Raw genomic sequence first — 16736 nt, forward strand, 5'->3', positions numbered from 1 at the left:
ATTGCTCGCCATCACTGCAACCGCAACGGCTCCAGCAACGCCCCGTCATACTCGCCCCGCGAAATCCGCCCCAGCTCCAGCATGCGCCGCAGGATATACTCCTGCCGCAGGCGCGCGCGCCGCGGATTTGCCACCGGGTTGTTCGCGGACGGCGCCTTGGGCAGGCCCGCCAGCATCGCGCATTCAGCCAGTGTCAGCTGGTCGAGCCGCTTGCCGAAGTAGGTCTGCGCGGCATCGGCAAAGCCATACGCACCCTGTCCCAGGTAGATCTTGTTCAGGTACAGCTCGAGGATTTCGTCCTTGCTGAGGGCCTTTTCGATCCGGTAGGACAGCAGCACCTCGTACAGCTTGCGCGTGTAGGTCTTTTCCCGCGACAGGTAGAAGTTGCGCGCCACCTGCATGGTGATGGTCGATGCGCCCTGCGACAGTTCGTCCGACAGGTTGGCGATCCCCGCGCGGATCACGCCGACGTAGTCGATGCCGTCATGCACATAGAACCGCTCGTCCTCGATGGCAACCACCGCCTCGGTCAGCGCGCGCGGCATCCTGGCGATGGGCACGTAGTCCGGCGTGTTGCGGAAGGCGGTCAGCGCGTCGAGCGACGGCAGCTGGCGGTTGGCGGCCAGGATGGCGATGGCGGCCAGCAGCGCGCCACCGATCGCGGCGAGCAGCAGCAGCTTGAGCAGGGCGGAGCAGAGGCTTTTCATGGCGCGTATTGTGCCAGCCGCCGCGCGCCCCGCGCGAGTCCGGCTACACCCAGCCCAGCCAGCGCCAGTAGGTCGCGGCGAACAGCAGCATCATGGCGTAGCCGACGATCGTGACCGGGATGCCGATGCGCGCGAACTGCCGCCCGTTGAAGGTCTCGGTGCCCAGGCACACCATGTTCTGCGGCGCGTTGATCGGCAGGATGAAGCCGAAGCTGACGGTAAAGCCCAGCAGCATGGTGATGCCGACCCGGTTGATGTCGCCGGGCAGGGTCTGCAACACCGAAATCAGGATCGGCAGCAGCGCCGCGGTCAGTGCGGTGGCGCTGGCGAAGCCCAGGTGGATCAGGATCAGGAAGGCCGACAGGATCGCAAAGACCAGCAACGCGCCATGTGCCGCCAGCCCGGAATGGGTGACGACGAACTGGCCCAGCCACTGTCCCGCCTGGGTCGACAGCAGCGCGGTGCCCAGGCTGATGCCGACCCCGAACACGATCAGCGTGCCCCACGGCGTGCGCTGCTGCATGGTCTTCCAGTCCATCACGCCGATGCGCGGCAGCATCAGGATGACCAGCCCGACAAAGGTCACGGTGGCGGTGTCGAAGCTGTGCAGCTTGCCTTCTGTGGCCCAGCACAGCAGCAGGCCGATCGACACCGCGGCCAGCCGCTTCTGCGGCGCGCTCATCGGGCCCAGCGCGGACAGTTCGCGCTGCACCGCTTCCTTGCCGCCAGGAACGGCCTCGGTCTCGGCAGGGAGCAGCCAGCGCACCAGGACATAGAGCACCACCGACATCGCGATCGCCCACGGCGCTCCGGCAATCAGCCATTGCAGCCAGGTGATGCGCTCGCCCAGCAGCTTGTCCATGAAGCCCACCGTCAGCAGGTTCTGCGCGGCCGCGGTCTGGATGCCGACGTTCCAGATGCTGGTGGCCTGTGCCACCGTGATCATGATGCCGGCCGCGATATTGGACTTCCTGTCGACCCCGAACGCGGCGATCACGCCCATCATGATCGGCACCACGCAGGCGCTGCGCGCGGTCGCGCTGGGCACCACCAGGCTCAGCGCGATGGTGACCGCGATGGTGCCGATCAGGATGCGGCGCGTGCTGGTGCCGATTGCCGACAGCGTCACCAGCGCGATGCGCCGGTCCAGCCCGGTGACCGTCATCGCCGCGGAAATGAACAGCGCCGCCGCAACCAGTGCCAGCGCGGTATTGGAGAAGCCGGCCAGCGCCATGCCCAGCGCCTTCGAGGTGCCGTACTGGACCGACGGGTCGCTGACGGTCGGGGCCAAGCCGATCAGCCCGGCCATCAGCGAGGTGATCATGATGGCGCTGGTCTCGTACGACACCGCCTCGGTGATCCACACCACGATGGCGAACGCCAGGATCGCCAGCATGCGCTGGCCGGCAATGGTGAGGCCGTCGGGCTGCGGGATCGCCAGCACCGCGATCAGCGCCGCGGCGGCCGCGAACAGGCCCCAGTGCAGGGTCAGCTTCGGTGTGGGGGTGGCCGCGACCGGGGCGGCGGGGGCGGGCGGTTGTGAGGCGGGAAGTTCTGGCATCGCCGACGTCCTTGTAGTGGATGTGCCCGAAGCGGCCTTGCTGCTGGCGCGGCGGCCGCGTCGGACTTATCTGAAATTTTCCGCGCCGCAGCGGGCGATGTCGAGGTCCGCGGCGGGATAGTTACGCCCGTCATGCGCAAGATCAAGGCCATGGCATATCACCGGATTCTCCCGCCGCCGCACGCGTCATACCAGTGAGAGGCTTGCCATACAAGGCTCCCGGCGGTAGTCCGCATGGCCTGGCCCGGGCTGGGCGTCGGGGCGTGTGATGCGCGAGCCGGAGTGATCTGAAATAATTGGAGCCGACCATGAAGGTTTTAGTGCGCGGTCTCAAGGCCGGGATGGATCCGGCGGCGCTGCGCAAGGCGCTGGCGCGGTATGCGAAGATCCGTTCGGTGGAACTGGTGCAGGAAGGCGACCCCAGGCATCCCTGGGCGTGGGTCGATATCGACGCCGGCGCGCTGACGGTCTGGAAGCCGGTGGCGCGGCTGGACCGGCGCTATATCGCCGGCTGCCACCTGCGCTGGCATGTGCCGGCGTACCGCGCACGCTGATGCGCGCGCGCCGGGCAACGATAATCTGGAACGAACAATGCTCAAGTGGCTTCAACGCGCGGCATGCCCGCATGCTCTCGCGGCCATGCCGCCAGCTCCGGCGGCGACCGCTGTCGCGCAGGACGTGCAAGACCTGGTGTTCGAGCGCATCAGCAACGCGCGCGACCTGGGTGGACTGGTTGGCGCGCAAGGGCGCCGCGTGCGCCACGGCCGGCTCTACCGCAGCGGCAACCCGGCGCTGGCGAGCGATGCCGACCTGGAGCGGCTGCAGGCGCTCGGGCTCGACATGGTGGTGGATTTCCGCTCGCCCGGCGAGAAGTCGCCGGGCGAAGCGGCCTTCGGCCAGCGCTTCCGCTGGCAGGCGGTGCCCGTGCTGGAAGGCAGCATGGCGATGGATGTGCTGATGCCGCGCCTGCGCGCCAGCACGCCGGCGCAGATGGATGCGTTCATGCTCGAGGTCTACCGCGATTTCCCGGTGCGCTACCGCGCCGCCTTCGGCGGCTTCATGCAGACCGTGCAGGGCGGCAAGACCCTGCTGTTCCACTGCACCGCGGGCAAGGACCGCACCGGCTTTGCCGCGCTGCTGTTGCTGGCGGCGCTGGGCGTCGGCCAGGACGATATCCTGGCCAACTACCTGGAATCGAACCAGCGCAACGCGCAGTTCAACGCGGCGGCGCTGGCGCAGATGGGCGCGCTCGGCGTCGATGCCGCGGTGATGATGCCGTTGCTGGAAGTCCGTGCCAGCTATCTCGAGGCGTCGATGCAGGCGATCGAAGCGGGCTGGGGCAGCGTCGGCAACTACTTGCACGACGCGCTGCAGGTCGACGTCGCGCAGCTGCGCGCGCACTACCTGGCCGGCTGACTGGCAGCTTGCCGCTGTCTGCGCAGGGGCCTGCCGCCGAATCGGATTACCATAACCGCGTTTCCGACTTCATTGCGGTGCCGGCCAGCGGCACCCGACCCCACATGCTTGAACTCCAGGGAGCCATCTGGTTCCGCTCCGGCTCGCAGGACTGGGGCGGCAAGGACCGCATCGCGCTGCTCGCCGCCATCGGCGAGCACGGCTCGATCACGGCGGCCGCGCGCGCCGTCGGCATCAGCTACAAGGCGGCGTGGGACGCCATCGACGCGATGAACAACAGCGCCGGCGAGCCGCTGGTGGTGCGCGCCGCGGGCGGCAAGGGCGGCGGCGGCACGCGCCTGACTGCACGCGGCGAGCAGCTGATCCGCACCTATCGCGTGCTCGAGGACGAACACCGGCGCTTCGTGGCGCAGCTGTCGCGGCTCGGCGAAGGCGTCGCCGACGATATCCACCTGATGAGGCGAATGATGATCAAGACCAGTGCGCGCAACAAGCTGTTCGGACGCGTTGCCAGCGTGCGCGGTGGCGCGGTCAACGACGAAGTGGTGCTGGAGCTGCCCGGCGGGCAGCGCATCGTCGCCACCATCACGCACGAGAGCGTGGAGACTTTGGAACTGGCCGAGGGCGTCGAGGCCTTTGCGCTGATCAAGGCGTCGTCGGTGCTGGTGGGACTGCCCGACCCGGGGATGCGGCTGTCGGCGCGCAACCAGCTGGCGGGGGTGGTGGCGCGCGTGATGCCCGGCGCGGTGAATGCCGAAGTGGTGATCGAACTCGACGGCGGCGGCACGGTGGCCGCGATCGTCACCAACGGCAGCGTCGAGGCGCTGGGGCTGCAGGCTGGCGTGGCCGCGGTGGCGATATTCAAGGCCTCGAGCGTGATCCTCGGCGTGGTGGGATGACTGCCGCGGCGTGCAATAATAGCCGCCCCCAAAGCATGTCGTTCCCCTCGCAATGCACGCCGCGCTGGCTGGCTTTTCCCTCGGTCTTTCCCTGATTCTCGCCATCGGTTCCCAGAATGCGTTCGTGCTGCGGCAAGGCCTGCGGCGCGAGCATGTGTTGTGGGTGTGCCTGGTGTGCGCGCTCTCCGACGCCTTGCTGATCCTGCTGGGCGTGTCGGGGTTTGCCGTGATGATCCGCGCGCTGCCATGGCTGGGAGACGCCATGCGCTATGGCGGCGCGGCCTTCCTGGTCTGGTATGGCGCGCGCAGCTTCATTGCGGCTTGGCGCTCGAACGCGGCGCTGGACCCCAGTGATGCTGCGCCGCGGCCGCTGGCGCCGACGCTGGCCGTGTGCCTGGCGTTCACCTGGCTCAATCCGCATGTGTATCTCGACACGGTGATGCTGATCGGTTCGGTGTCGACGCAGTTCGCGGGCCATGCGCGCGAATTTGCCGCGGGCGCCATGACCGCGTCGTTCCTGTTTTTCTTTGCGCTGGGTTATGGCGCGGCATTGCTGCGGCCCGTGTTCGCGCGGCCGCGGGCGTGGCAGGTACTGGAGGTGGTGATCGGCATCACCATGTGGGTGATTGCCGCGCGTTTGCTGATGGCTTGAACCGAAGGAGCACGGATGCCAAGGAACGTCGAGATCAAGGCCCGCATCGACAGCGTCGAGGCGCTATTGCCGCGCGCCGCCGCGCTGGCCGACCACGGGCCCGAATACATCCGCCAGGACGATACCTTCTTCCGCTGCGCCAACGGGCGGCTCAAGCTGCGCGAGTTCGCACCGGACCGCGGCGAACTGATCTTCTATGCGCGCGCCGATGCGGCCGGCCCGAAAGAGAGCTTCTACATCCTGTCGCCGACGCCTTCGCCCGGCACGCTGCGCGCCGCGCTGGCCGCCGCGCACGGCGAGGGCGGACGGGTGCGCAAGCTGCGCACGCTGTACCTGGCCGGACGCACGCGCGTGCATCTGGACCGCGTCGAAGCGCTGGGCGATTTCCTGGAGCTGGAAGTGGTGCTGGCCGATGCGGAAAGCGTAGCGGACGGCGTGGCCGAGGCACATGCGTTGATGGCCCGCCTGGGCGTCCCCACCTCGGATCTGGTCGAAGGTGCGTACGTGGATCTGCTGCGCGCGGCTCAGGCAACGCGCGCCGACGCCGGCGCGTAGACCGGCGGATGGTGGCGTCCGGTGCCGCTGCCGAAGATGCGGCCTTCGCGGATTTCCAGCACGTGTTCGCCCAGCGCCTCGACATCGGCGGGGTCGTGCGAGATCACCAGCATCGGCACGTCCAGGCTGGCTTGCAGGGTGCGCAGCTCCGCCCGCATGCGCGCGCGCAGCGCGGGGTCCAGCGCCGAAAACGGTTCATCGAGCAGGACGATGTCGGGCTGCGCCACCAGCGCGCGCGCCAGCGCCACGCGCTGCTTCTGGCCGCCGGAGATCTCCGCCGGGTAGTTGCCGGCGATATCTGCCAGGCCGAAGGCATCGATCCAGCGCTGCGCCTGCGGATGCACAGCGCCGCGGCGCGGATTGCGCCAGCCGCGCGCCAGGCCAAAGCCGATGTTCTGGCCCACGGTCAGGTGCGGGAACAGCGCATATTCCTGGAACAGGTAGGCCACGCGGCGCTCCTGCGGACGCACGTCGATGCCGGCGTCGGCATCGAACAAGGTGCGGCCGTTCAGCACGATGCGGCCACTGTCCGGGGTCAGCAGGCCCGCAATGGCGCGCAGCGTCAGGCTCTTGCCGGCGCCCGAAGGGCCGAACAGCGCAATGCGACGGCTGGCCGAATCGAACTCGATATCCAGCCCGAAGTGGCGGTCGGCCGAGACCATCTGCTTGCGGATGCTGACGTGCATGCTCATGGCGATCTGCGTGGCCCTTTCGTTAGCGGACGCGCGGGCGCAAGCGCCGGCGTTCATAGACTTCAGCGGGATGGCGCGCGGCCGCCGGCACCAGGCGCCCGGCAATCACCAGCAGCAGCACGCAGGTGACGGAAGTCACCAGCACCAGCAGGTTGGCGGTGTTGTCGTCGCCGGCCTGGACCGCCTCGTAGATGGCCACCGACAGGGTCTGCGTGCGCCCGGGCAGGTTGCCCGCGATCATCAGCGTGGCGCCGAATTCGCCCAGCGCGCGCGCAAACGCCAGCAGCACGCCGGCGATGATGCCGCGCGCCGCCAGCGGCAGCGTGACGCGGAAGAAGATGCCGGCTTCGGGCACGCCCAGCACGCGCGCGGCGTTTTCCAGCTGGTGGTCGACGCCTTCGAAGGCAGCGCGCGCGGACTTCAGCACCAGCGGAAAGGCGACGATGGTCGAAGCCAGCACCGCCCCCTGCCAGGTAAAGACCAGTTCGATGCCCAGGCGCGCCAGCCACTCGCCGAACACGCCACGGCGCCCCACCAGCACCAGCAGGTAATAGCCCAGCACCGTCGGCGGCAGCACCAGCGGCAGCGTCAGCACCGCGTCGACCACGTCGCGCAGCGGCGAGCGCCAGCGTGCCAGCGCCCAGGCCGCGCCGACGCCGAGCACGGCATTCAGCGCGGTGGCCCAGCCCGCCACCTTCAGCGACAGCAGCAGCGGTACCCAGACGGCATCCATGGCGTGCTTCGGCGCGGCCTCAGGGCTTATGGAAGCCGAAGCGCGACAGGATCGCCTGGCCTTCCGGCGAAGCGACATAGTCGACGAACTGCGCCGCTTCCTTGGGCTGGCGCGCCTGGCTGGTGACGGCGATCGGATAGGTCACCGGCGTGCGGCTGGGCACGCGCACCGCCACCCGGACCTTGTCGGGCATCACGGTGGCGTCGGTGGCAAAGACGAAGCCGGCCTCGACCTCGCCACGCGCGACGTAGTCCAGGCTCTGGCGCACGTTCTGCGCCGGCACCCCCTTGGCGGCGACCGCGTCCCACAGCCCGGCCGCTTCCAGCGCGCCGCGGGTGTAGCGTCCCACCGGCACCGAAGCCGGGTTGCCGTAGGCGATGCGCCGGACTTCCGGGCGCGTCAGGTCCTGCAGCGAGGCGATCGGCAGCTTGCTGTCGGCCGGCACGATCAGCACCACCTGGTTGGCGGCGAAGTTGCGGCGCGAGGCTGGCGCAATCACCTTTTCGGCCTCGGCCTTGTTCATCGCCTCCTGGTCTGCGGAGGCGAATACATCCGCCGGCGCACCCTTCACGATCTGCTGCATCAGCACGTCGGAGGCGCCGAAGTTCAGCACAACATGCGTGCCGGGGTGAGCGCGCTCGTAGGACTCGGCCAGCGAGCGGAAGGCGTTGGTCAGGCTGGCCGCGGCGGATACCACCAGGTCGGCGGCGAAGACGGGCGGGGCGGCCAGCGCCAGCATCGCGGCGGCCAGCAGCAGCCCGCGGCGGCGGGAACGGAAGACAGGCATCGGAATCCTTGGGAAGCGGCCGCCGGCATGCAAGGCAGGCGAGACGAGGCCGGAGGGGGTGGACTGTCAGGCGCAATATACGTCTGTATATAGCGCGGCGTCAATGATGCGCCATGACGGGTATCAGCGGTATTCCAACCGGCATAAGTGCTGTATCAGGGGCTGCGAATGAACCCCCGGGGCGGGAACGGCTGGCGCCTGCGCGGCGCCAGCCTTGCCGGCTTCAGGCCGGCGGCGTGCCTTCCTTGAACATCGACTTCAACTGGCTGCGCAGCTCAGGCGTGTCCTGATGCTGGTGCACCGCCACCGCGTGCTGGACCGCGGCTTCGAGCAGTTCGTCCTCGCTGTCGGCGCTCAGCGCGACCGTGCAGTGGGTGTCGCTCGGATACTCGCGGCAATCGATAAACTTGCGTGCCATGATGCCTCCTGACCCCGGCCCGCAGCTTGGGCTGGAACCGGTGAATCCAGTATAGGCAGGCCGCCCGGCCGCTACAGCACCGGCGTCAGCACCTTGCCGCCGGCCAGGAACGCGTCGAGGTTCTGCAGCGTCAGCGCGGTCATGGCGGCGCGCGTTTCGTGCGTGCCGCTGGCCACGTGCGGCGCCAGCACGACATGATCCATGGCCAGCAGCGCCGGCGGCACGTTGGGCTCGTCCTGGAACACATCGAGGCCCGCGCCGCCCAGCCGGCCTTCTGCCAGCGCCGCGACCAGCGCCGCCTCGTCGACCACGCTGCCGCGCGAGACGTTGACCAGGATGCCGCGCGGGCCGAGCGCGTCGAGGATGTCGCGCGACACCAGCCCCGCGGTCGAAGGGCCGCCGACGGTGGCCACCACCAGGAAGTCTGCCCACGCTGCCAGCGCCTTCAGGTCCGCTTCGAAGCGCCACGGCGCGCCTTGGCGCGGGCGGCGGTTGTGGTAGGCGATTTCCATGTCGAAGCCCTGCGCGCGCCGCGCGACGATCTCGCCGATGCGGCCCAGGCCGACGATGCCCAGCTTCTTGCCGGAGACGCGCGTGGTCAGGGGGAAGCCGCCCTGCGGCCAGCGCCCGGCGCGCACGAAGCGGTCGCCATGGGCGATGCCGCGGGCCGCGTCGAGCAGCAGCCCGAAGGCGAGGTCGGCGACGCAGTCGTTGAGCACGTCGGGCGTGTTGCTGACCTGGATGCCGCGCGCGCGGGCGGCGTCCAGCGCAATCGCGTCATAGCCGACGCCGAAGCTGACGATGGCCTCCAGGCGCGGCAGCGCATCGATCAGCGCGGCACTGCAGCCGTGGCGCGCCGAGGTCACCACCACGCGTACCTGCTGTCCCTCGCCGCGCGCCCAGGCCAGCGCATCGGCCTGCTGCCACAGCGCCGCGGCGCCGTACTGTTGTTGCAGGATGGCATTGGTCTGCGGCGCGAGCGGGCCGACCTGGACGATCTGGGGAGCGGGCATGGGTAGGAGGAGGTCGAGGCGTGAGCGGCAATGTTAGCGCAGGCGCCGGCGCCCGGCCGGACGTGGGCGCGCAAGCTGTGCGATGTTCGGGCGGCGCGTTATGCTGCAAGCCTCGCGGCCTGGCGCCGCCCCACGCTGCTTCCACGTGCCATGACCACCATCTACCTCGCCGGCTTTGACGTGTTTCGCAAGGATGCGCGCGCCTGGGGCGAGCACCTCAAGGCGCTGTGCGCGGCGCATGGCTTCACCGGCCTGTATCCGCTCGACCAGTCCGCGCCCCAAGGCCTGTCCGGCCCCGACACCGCACGCTGGATCTATGACGCCAACATCGCGCTGCTGCGGCGCGCGGACCTGGTGATGGCCAACCTGGATGACTTCCGCGGCCCGGGCGAGGCGGATTCCGGCACGGCGTTCGAAGTCGGCTTTGCGGTGGCGCTGGGCAAGCCCGTGTGGGCCTACAGCACCGATGCCGGCACGCTGCGCGAGCGCGTCACGGTGGCCACCGATGCCGACGGCACGCCGCTCGATGCGCGGGGCTTTACCGTCGAGGACTTCGGGCTGGGCAAGAACCTGATGCTGGCGTGTCCGGTCCGGCTGGTGCAGGGCGGAGCGGCCGAATGCCTGGCGGCCATGGCCGCCGCCCGCCACGACATCGACGCGGCCGTCCGCGGCGGTGGCTAGCGCCGCAGCGCCTGCACGCCGGCCGCGATATCGCTGGCCGTACTCGCCACGATCTCGCGGTAGGCCGCGACTACGCCGTCGACCGCGCCCGGCGCCGGCAGCTCGGCCTGGGTCCTGCCGCTGACCACCTTGCCGTCGGGCAGCCGGCGCACGGTCCAGTTGATGGTGGCGCCGGCACGCTGGCCCACCTCGGCGTCCAGGCGCAGCACTTCGGTGGTGATGCGGTACAGCGGCTGCACGTCGGACAGCCCCTGCTGGTAGGTGTCGACCGCGCCCAGCGTGGCCTGCAGGCGCTGCGACAGCGCATCGCGCAGCTCGTCCGGCAGCGGCGCGGACCAGCGTGACAGGTCCAGCAGGCGCACGCCGGCATCGCCGCCGCTACCGTTCTGGCCATCGCGCACCACCAGTTGCGGCCGGTTGAGGCGCTCCGGCACGCGCACCGGCGCGACCTCCAGCCACAGGGTGTCGGTCGACGGCGCGGCTGCCGGCGCCGGCGCGGCAACCGGCGCCGGCCCTTGCGCCAGCGTGTAGTAGCGCGGCTCGGGCGAGGCGCAGCCTGCCAGTACCGCCGCGGCGAAGCTGGCGCAGGCCAGCGTGAGCGAAAGGCGCTTCATCATTCTTTCTCCGGCTTGCCGCGCAGCAGCGCTTCAGGATGGCGTTCCAGGTAATCGGTGAGCGTGCGCAGCGACGTGGCGGTGCGCGTCAGCTCCTGCAGCATGCGGCGCGTATCCTGCTGCAGCGGCGCGTCCGACGCCAGCGTGCCGTTGGCCGCGGTCAGGGTCTTGCGCGCGTCCTGCAGCGCGGCCAGCACCTGCGGCGCGACATCGCCGTTGAGCTGCTGCACCAGCTTGTCGGCGGTGGCCAGGGTCTTGTTCAGGCTGGCCACCGTGGTGCGCAGGTCCTGGCCGATCTGGTCGAACGGCACCTTGTCGATGCGGTTGACGATGTCGCCCACCTGCGCCTGCAACTGGTCGAAGGCGCCGGGGGTGGTGGGGAACTCCGGAATCGGCGCGTCCAGGTCTACCTTGACCGGCGCCGCCTTGGGGAAGAAATCGAGCGCCACGTACAGCTGGCCGGTGAGCAGGTTGCCGGTGCGCAGCTGCGCGCGCATGCCGCGTTGCATCAGCCCCTGGATGATCTTGCGCGCGCGCTCGCGGTCTTCGACGTCGCGCTCGCGGAAGCCCATGCGCGACGGGTAAAGCTCGACCACCACCGGCATGCGGAAGGCGCGCTTCTCGCGCTGGAACTCGATGCCGATCGAACGCACCTGGCCCACCACCACGCCGCGGAAGTCCACCGGCGCACCCGGCGACAAGCCGCGCACGGACTGGTCGAAATTCAGCACCGCCAGCGTCGGCGCCAGCTCTTCCGGCTCCTTCATCGCCTCGGCCTGGTCGGCGGCCAGCAGGAACTGGGTGTTTTCGGCGGCGGCGTCGGTGGCGGTGGTGTGGTCCGGCGCCTGGAAGGCGACGCCGCCCAGCAGCACCGTCACCAGCGATTGCGTCGACAGCTTGAGGCCACCGGCGTCGAGCTTCAGGTCGACCCCGCTGGCATGCCAGAAGCGCGTGTCGGCCGTGACCAGCTTGTCATAGGGCTTGTTGACGAACACGCGCAGCGTAATGTCGCGGCCGTTGGGGTCGAGCTGGTAGGCCACCACCTGGCCGACCAGCACGCGCCGGTAATAGACCGGCGAGCCGATATCGAGCGAGCCCAGCTCGGACGCGCGCAGCACGAACTGCTTGCCGGAAGCGTCGGTGGTCACCACCGGCGGCACTTCCAGGCCCTTGAAGTCGCGCGCGGACTCATTCGACTTGCCCGCGTCGACGCCGATATAGGCGCCGGACAGCAGCGTCTCCAGTCCCGACACGCCGCTGGCCGCGAAGCGCGGGCGCACCACCCAGAAGCGGGTGTCGGCGACCGCGAAATTCTCGGCATCCTTGCTCAGGTCGATCGTCGCCACTACATGCGAGCGGTCGCGCGCCAGCCGCACCGACTTGACCAGGCCGATATCGACGTCCTTGTAGCGCACCGCGGTCTTGCCCGGCGTGAGGCCTTCGGCGGTACGGAAGGTGACGGTGATCTCGGGTCCGCGCGAGGCCAGCGTGTGCACCAGCAGCGAGATGCCGACCACCGCGGCGACGATCGGGATCAGCCACACCAGCGAGGGCAGCCAGCGCGCGCGGCGGCGGCGCTCGGGCCGCGGCAGGCCGGACGGGGATGGCGAGGGGGGCGAAGGGGACGCGGAGGTCGGCATGGCGCCCGCCGGGGCTTGGTTGTCAGTGTCGGGCATTGTCAGGTTCCAGCGAATCCCACAGCAGGCGCGGATCGAAGCTGAGCGAGGCCAGCATGGTCAGCACCACGACCGCGCCGAAGGCGAGCGCGCCGCCGCCGGGAATGATGGTGGCCAGCGCCCCGGCCCGCACCAGCGAGGCCAGCAGCGCCACCACAAAAATATCGAGCATCGACCAGCGGCCGATCACCTCCACCAGGCCGTACAGCCGGGTCTGCTGGCGGATCCGCCAACTGGAGCGGAAATGCACGGACAGCAGCAGGAAGGTCAGGATCACCATCTTCAGCAGCGGCACGACGATGCTGGCAATCAGCACCAGCACGGCCAGCATGTGCGAGCCGGATAGCCACAGGTAGATCACGCCCGACAGGATGGTGTCCTGCTGCGTGCCGAGGATGGACTGGGTCACCATCACCGGCAGCATGTTGGCAGGAATATAGAGGATGTAGGCGGCCAGCAGGAAGGCCCAGGTGCGCGCCACGCTGTCGGGCTTGCGATGGTGCAAGGTCGCGCCGCAACGCGGGCAGGGCGAGCCTTCCAGCGTGCGCGGGCTGACCAGGTCGCAGGCGTGGCACGACACCAGGCCCAGCCGGCTGGCGGTGGGCACCTGCGGCAGCGGGGTGCTCTCGTCGTCATCGGTCAGTTCCGCCACCACGTCGCGCGCGAGCTGGCGCGGACGGGCCAGGCGGCCGGCGGGCGGCGGCGGGCGCTGCGGTTGCGTCATCGGCGCTCCTCGTCCGCCGCCGCGGCGTTGTCATCCGGCGTTTCGAGATGGCGCCACAGGTCGCGTGGATCGAACGACAGCATCGCCGCCAGCACGATCACCAGCGCGGCGAACGACCACAGCGCGATGCCCGGCAGCACGCGTGCCATGGTCGAGAGCTTCACCAGCGTCACCAGCACGCCGATCATGAAGACCTCGATCATGCCCCACGGCCGGGTCTGGCGGATGCCGCGCACGATGCGGTCGAAGCCGGCCGGCATGCGGTGCTGCGCCATCGGCACCAGCAGGTAGATCATCATCAGCAATTCGGACAGCGGGAACAGGATGGTGGTGGCGAACACCAGCGCGGCCACCAGCGCCATCTGGTCCGCATAGAGCGCCTGCACCGCGCCCAGCAGCGTGGTCTGCGTGCGCACTCCTTTCAGGTCCATCTCGACGATGGGGTAGGCGTTGGAGATCAGGAACAGGACCAGCGCGGTGATCACCAGCGGCAGCAGGCGCTGGTACTGGCGCCGGCTCTCGCGGTAGAGCTGGCCGCCGCAGCGCAGGCACAGCGCGCGTTCGCCGGGGGAGATTGGCGTGCGCTCGTAGACGGCGTCGCAGTATTCGCACGCCACCAGCCGGTGCAGCGCGGCCGGCGAGGTGTCGGGCAGCAGGGGGTCGGGCCGCGCACCGGGCGCGTCGTGTGCCGCCATCAGCCGGACCGCTTGCCGGTGGCCGCCGGCGGCACATCGGGGTTGTCGACCACGGCCGGGGCCGAAGCCGGTGCCGGCGGCGCGGCCGGCACCTGCGCCGGGGCCAGCGCCGCGCCCTGCTGCAGGTCGCGCTGCAGCTCGCCCTGCGAGCCGATGGTCCAGTCGCGCAGCAGGGCATAGGCCACCGCCAGCAGCGTCGGGCCGATGAACACGCCCAGGAAGCCGAACGCCAGCGCGCCGCCGAGCACGCCCAGCATGATCCAGATCAGCGGCATGCCGGTGCCCTTGCTGATCAGCAGCGGCTTGACGATGTTGTCGGCCATGCTGACCACGCCCACGCCCCACACCACCAGGAAGATTGCCCAGCCGGTGGCGCCGGTGTGGTAAAGCCACAGCGCCGCGGGCAGCCACACCAGCGGCGGCCCGACCGGCACCACCGACAGGAAAAAGGTCACGAAGCCCAGGATGGCGGCGCCCGGCACGCCCGCGATCCACAGGCCGATGCCGGCCAGCACGGCCTGGATGAAGGCGGTGCCCAGCACGCCGTAGACCACGCCCTTGACGGTGCTGCCCGCCAGTTCCAGCAGGTGGTCGGCACGCTCGCCGGCGATGCGGCGCATGCCGGCGCGCAGCCAGGCAATGGCGAACTCGCCGCCGGTGTAGAAGAAGAACGCCAGGATGATCGACAGCGCCAGCTGCCCCAGACCGGCGCCGATCGACAGTCCCGCGCCCAGCAGCACGTGCCCGACTGGCGCAATGAGCTTGCGCAGGTTGGCGACCATTTCGGAATCGGCATTGATCACGCTGTCCCACGAGTTTTGCAGGTAGCTGCCGACATAGGGGAGGCTGCTCAGCCACAGCGGCAGCTGCGGCAGCCCCTGCTCCATATAGCGGTCGACCAGCGCGGCGAGGTCGTCCAGGTGCGCGGAGAAGCTGGCGCCGGCATAGACGAACGGGCCCAGCACGATCACCGTCGCCAGCAGCACGCAGATCAGCGCGGCCAGCCCGCGCCGGTTGCCGAGCCAGCGCGACAGCACGGTGTAGGGGTGCCAGGAGCTGAACGCCAGGATCGCGCCCCACAGCAGGGCCGTGGTGAACGGCGCCAGAACCAGCAGCGAGCCGCCGATCAGCACGATCAGCGCGAAGACGGCGGCGATTTTTTCGATCAACTGGCCGGAACTCATGGTCGGGGTCTCCGTTTGTCCCCTGGGGGTTGGGTGTGACGGGGACGGCGTAAATATAGCTTATGGGGGAGGAGCGGCTGTGAAACGTGGGCTTGGGTCTTTGCCTTGCGGGGTGGTGTCGTGCTTGGCGGGCGTGGCTGTTTCGCCGGCGTAGCCGGCGACCTCCTTTCTGTCCGAGCGACAGAAAGGAGGCAAAGAGCGCGTCGCCTGGGCGGCTGGCCAAGGCGGCGTTGGTGGTTCTGGCGGTGGTGACTCGCGGTCGTGCTGGTGGTGATTCGACCCTGCTGACGCTACCGGGAGGTGCCTGGCGTTCGGGGTCGGATGGACGAACCCGACTTTAGGTCGGTGGCAGCCTGCTTATCACGTTATTGGTGGGACGCCTTCGGCTGCGCTGCGCGCGCTCCCTATCTCAGGTCTGCTGCTGTGGCAGGAGTGCGTCGCTGCGCTCGCACGCGTTGTCGCGGGCGACCCGTCTGGCTTTTGTTGCCCGCTTGTTTGCGCCCCTCTCCCGCGCGCGGGAGAGGGGCGGGGGAGAGGAGCATCCACGAAGTCGGGCGTGCAAGGACAACCCAGCCTCAATCCGGTACCGCCATCACCCCACTCTTCAGCAACGCCGCCACCAGGTCCGACTGCGTCACCATCCCCACCACGCGCCGCTGGTCATCGATCACCGGCGCATGATGCAGCCCGCCGTCGGAGAAGGCCTGCGCCAGTTCCACCATCGGCTGCTCGGGCCGCGCCGTGACCACGGCATGCGTCATCAGGTTGCGCACGGTGCCGGCCAGACGCCGCGCGCCGGTATCGCGCTGCGCCGCAAAGAAATCGCTTTGCGTGACGATCCCTACCAGCTTGCGCGTCGCATCGACCACCGGCAGGGCCTTGATGCGGTGCCGCGACAGCAGGTGGCCGGCTTCGTGCGCGGGCTGGTCGGGCGTTACCGTTATCACGTCCCGGGACATGATTTCGCCGCACAGCACGTTGCCGAAATGACGGCGATAGGCGCGCAGTTGCGCCGCCACCAGGATCTGCTCGAGGTCGTCTTCCTCGATGTCCAGGAATTCGCCGCGCACCTTCAGTGCCGCATCCAGGTCCGCGCGGGTCACGCCGACGCGCTGGGTGGGTGGAAGGTCCTTGGTGCCGTGCTGCACCGCGGGTTCGGGCGGGCGATGCGGATAGCGCCGGCGCGACAGGTTGTTGAAGGCCAGCGCCATCATCAGCATCAGCATCGAGTTGAACAGCACCGGCACGGCAACGAAGCCGAAGCCCAGCGCACTGACCGCCGGCCCGCCGAAGACGGCGGTGATGGCCACCGCGCCGCTGGGCGGATGCACACAATGGAACTGGAACATCAGGGCGATGGCGACGGCCACCGCGACGGCGGCGGCCAGGCCGGGGTCGGGGATCCAGCGCGCACAGGCCACGCCGACCACCCCGGCGATCAGGTTGCCGCCGATGATCGACCACGGTTGCGCCAATGGCGACGACGGCACGGCGAACAGCAGCACCGCCGAGGCGCCCATTGGCGCGACAAACCAGGGATTGAAGCCGCCCAGCGTCTGGTGGCTGATCCACTCTGTGCAGAGCAGGCCCAGCAGCGCGCCGAAGCAACTCTTGAGGCGCTCCTTGCGGCTGGCGGCGACCGGCAAGGGAACGAATGTGCGCAGCCAGGCACGGGCGTTATGCGCCAGGGCGGAAACGGGGGCGGTTGGCATTCTTGGGTCGGGGGGCG

19 protein-coding genes are annotated in these 16736 nt (G+C 69.5%); 6 read left to right on the forward strand and 13 right to left on the reverse strand.

Annotated elements, in window-relative coordinates:
* Positions 1–11 precede the first annotated feature (11 nt).
* Both RALTA_RS03040 and RALTA_RS03045 read right to left on the reverse strand, forming a co-directional pair.
* Positions 12–707: a transglycosylase domain-containing protein gene (locus RALTA_RS03040; RefSeq protein WP_012351947.1), complete on the reverse strand. Its 696-nt coding sequence runs from the start codon at positions 705–707 to the stop codon at positions 12–14.
* Positions 708–750: 43 nt separating this feature from the next.
* Positions 751–2268, reverse strand: a complete 1518-nt coding sequence (locus RALTA_RS03045; RefSeq protein WP_012351948.1) for a DASS family sodium-coupled anion symporter — start codon at positions 2266–2268, stop codon at positions 751–753.
* 308 nt (positions 2269–2576) lie between these two features.
* Here RALTA_RS03045 and RALTA_RS03050 point away from each other — a divergent pair, with 308 nt between their 5' ends.
* The 5 genes from RALTA_RS03050 to RALTA_RS03070 all read left to right on the forward strand — a co-directional run bounded on the left by RALTA_RS03050 (position 2577) and on the right by RALTA_RS03070 (position 5790).
* Positions 2577–2822 (forward strand): hypothetical protein, encoded by a 246-nt coding sequence (locus tag RALTA_RS03050; RefSeq protein WP_012351949.1) that lies wholly within the window; start codon positions 2577–2579, stop codon positions 2820–2822.
* A 37-nt stretch (positions 2823–2859) separates the two neighbouring features.
* Positions 2860–3684: a tyrosine-protein phosphatase gene (locus RALTA_RS03055; RefSeq protein WP_012351950.1), complete on the forward strand. Its 825-nt coding sequence runs from the start codon at positions 2860–2862 to the stop codon at positions 3682–3684.
* A gap of 104 nt (positions 3685–3788) precedes the next feature.
* A complete protein-coding gene (locus tag RALTA_RS03060) occupies positions 3789–4583 on the forward strand; it encodes a TOBE domain-containing protein (RefSeq protein WP_025583632.1) in 795 nt (264 codons plus the stop codon).
* Between the two features lie 52 nt (positions 4584–4635).
* Positions 4636–5235 carry a LysE/ArgO family amino acid transporter gene (locus RALTA_RS03065; RefSeq protein WP_012351952.1) on the forward strand — a complete coding sequence of 200 codons (600 nt, stop codon included), beginning with the start codon at positions 4636–4638 and terminating at the stop codon, positions 5233–5235.
* A gap of 15 nt (positions 5236–5250) precedes the next feature.
* The gene (locus RALTA_RS03070; RefSeq protein WP_012351953.1) at positions 5251–5790 is read left to right on the forward strand and encodes a class IV adenylate cyclase; all 540 of its coding nucleotides are present in this window, start codon (positions 5251–5253) and stop codon (positions 5788–5790) included.
* On the opposite strand, the gene RALTA_RS03075 is transcribed toward RALTA_RS03070, so the two are convergent.
* From RALTA_RS03075 to RALTA_RS03095, 5 genes are all read right to left on the reverse strand, one after another.
* Positions 5760–6482: a sulfate/molybdate ABC transporter ATP-binding protein gene (locus RALTA_RS03075; protein ID WP_012351954.1), complete on the reverse strand. Its 723-nt coding sequence runs from the start codon at positions 6480–6482 to the stop codon at positions 5760–5762. The two genes, RALTA_RS03070 and RALTA_RS03075, sit on opposite strands and share 31 nt — an antisense overlap.
* 22 nt (positions 6483–6504) lie before the next feature.
* Positions 6505–7215, reverse strand: coding sequence for a molybdate ABC transporter permease subunit (modB, locus tag RALTA_RS03080; protein ID WP_012351955.1), 711 nt, complete (start codon positions 7213–7215; stop codon positions 6505–6507).
* A gap of 19 nt (positions 7216–7234) precedes the next feature.
* Positions 7235–8002, reverse strand: a complete 768-nt coding sequence (gene modA / locus RALTA_RS03085; RefSeq protein WP_012351956.1) for a molybdate ABC transporter substrate-binding protein — start codon at positions 8000–8002, stop codon at positions 7235–7237.
* 223 nt (positions 8003–8225) lie between these two features.
* A complete protein-coding gene (locus tag RALTA_RS03090; protein WP_012351957.1) occupies positions 8226–8420 on the reverse strand; it encodes a DUF1059 domain-containing protein in 195 nt (64 codons plus the stop codon).
* 71 nt (positions 8421–8491) lie between these two features.
* Complete coding sequence (locus RALTA_RS03095; RefSeq protein ID WP_012351958.1) at positions 8492–9433, reverse strand: 2-hydroxyacid dehydrogenase; 942 nt, start codon at positions 9431–9433, stop codon at positions 8492–8494.
* Between the two features lie 150 nt (positions 9434–9583).
* Between RALTA_RS03095 and RALTA_RS03100 the strand changes: the two genes are divergently transcribed.
* Positions 9584–10114: a nucleoside 2-deoxyribosyltransferase gene (locus tag RALTA_RS03100; protein ID WP_041232060.1), complete on the forward strand. Its 531-nt coding sequence runs from the start codon at positions 9584–9586 to the stop codon at positions 10112–10114.
* On the opposite strand, the gene RALTA_RS03105 is transcribed toward RALTA_RS03100, so the two are convergent.
* From RALTA_RS03105 to RALTA_RS03130, 6 genes are all read right to left on the reverse strand, one after another.
* Complete coding sequence (locus RALTA_RS03105) at positions 10111–10731, reverse strand: PqiC family protein (RefSeq protein WP_012351960.1); 621 nt, start codon at positions 10729–10731, stop codon at positions 10111–10113. The two genes, RALTA_RS03100 and RALTA_RS03105, sit on opposite strands and share 4 nt — an antisense overlap.
* Positions 10728–12404 (reverse strand): PqiB family protein, encoded by a 1677-nt coding sequence (locus RALTA_RS03110; RefSeq protein WP_012351961.1) that lies wholly within the window; start codon positions 12402–12404, stop codon positions 10728–10730. The genes RALTA_RS03105 and RALTA_RS03110 overlap by 4 nt, the downstream gene beginning before the upstream one ends.
* Positions 12391–13128, reverse strand: a complete 738-nt coding sequence (locus RALTA_RS03115) for a paraquat-inducible protein A (protein WP_012351962.1) — start codon at positions 13126–13128, stop codon at positions 12391–12393. Before RALTA_RS03115 ends, RALTA_RS03110 begins: the two co-directional genes overlap by 14 nt.
* Positions 13125–13823, reverse strand: a complete 699-nt coding sequence (locus RALTA_RS03120; RefSeq protein WP_012351963.1) for a paraquat-inducible protein A — start codon at positions 13821–13823, stop codon at positions 13125–13127. The genes RALTA_RS03115 and RALTA_RS03120 overlap by 4 nt, the downstream gene beginning before the upstream one ends.
* A complete protein-coding gene (locus tag RALTA_RS03125) occupies positions 13823–15007 on the reverse strand; it encodes an AI-2E family transporter (protein WP_012351964.1) in 1185 nt (394 codons plus the stop codon). The genes RALTA_RS03120 and RALTA_RS03125 overlap by 1 nt, the downstream gene beginning before the upstream one ends.
* A 575-nt stretch (positions 15008–15582) precedes the next feature.
* A complete protein-coding gene (locus RALTA_RS03130; protein WP_012351965.1) occupies positions 15583–16719 on the reverse strand; it encodes an HPP family protein in 1137 nt (378 codons plus the stop codon).
* Between the last annotated feature and the right edge of the window lie 17 nt (positions 16720–16736).

The organism is Cupriavidus taiwanensis LMG 19424, from assembly GCF_000069785.1.
Lineage (GTDB): Bacteria > Pseudomonadota > Gammaproteobacteria > Burkholderiales > Burkholderiaceae > Cupriavidus > Cupriavidus taiwanensis.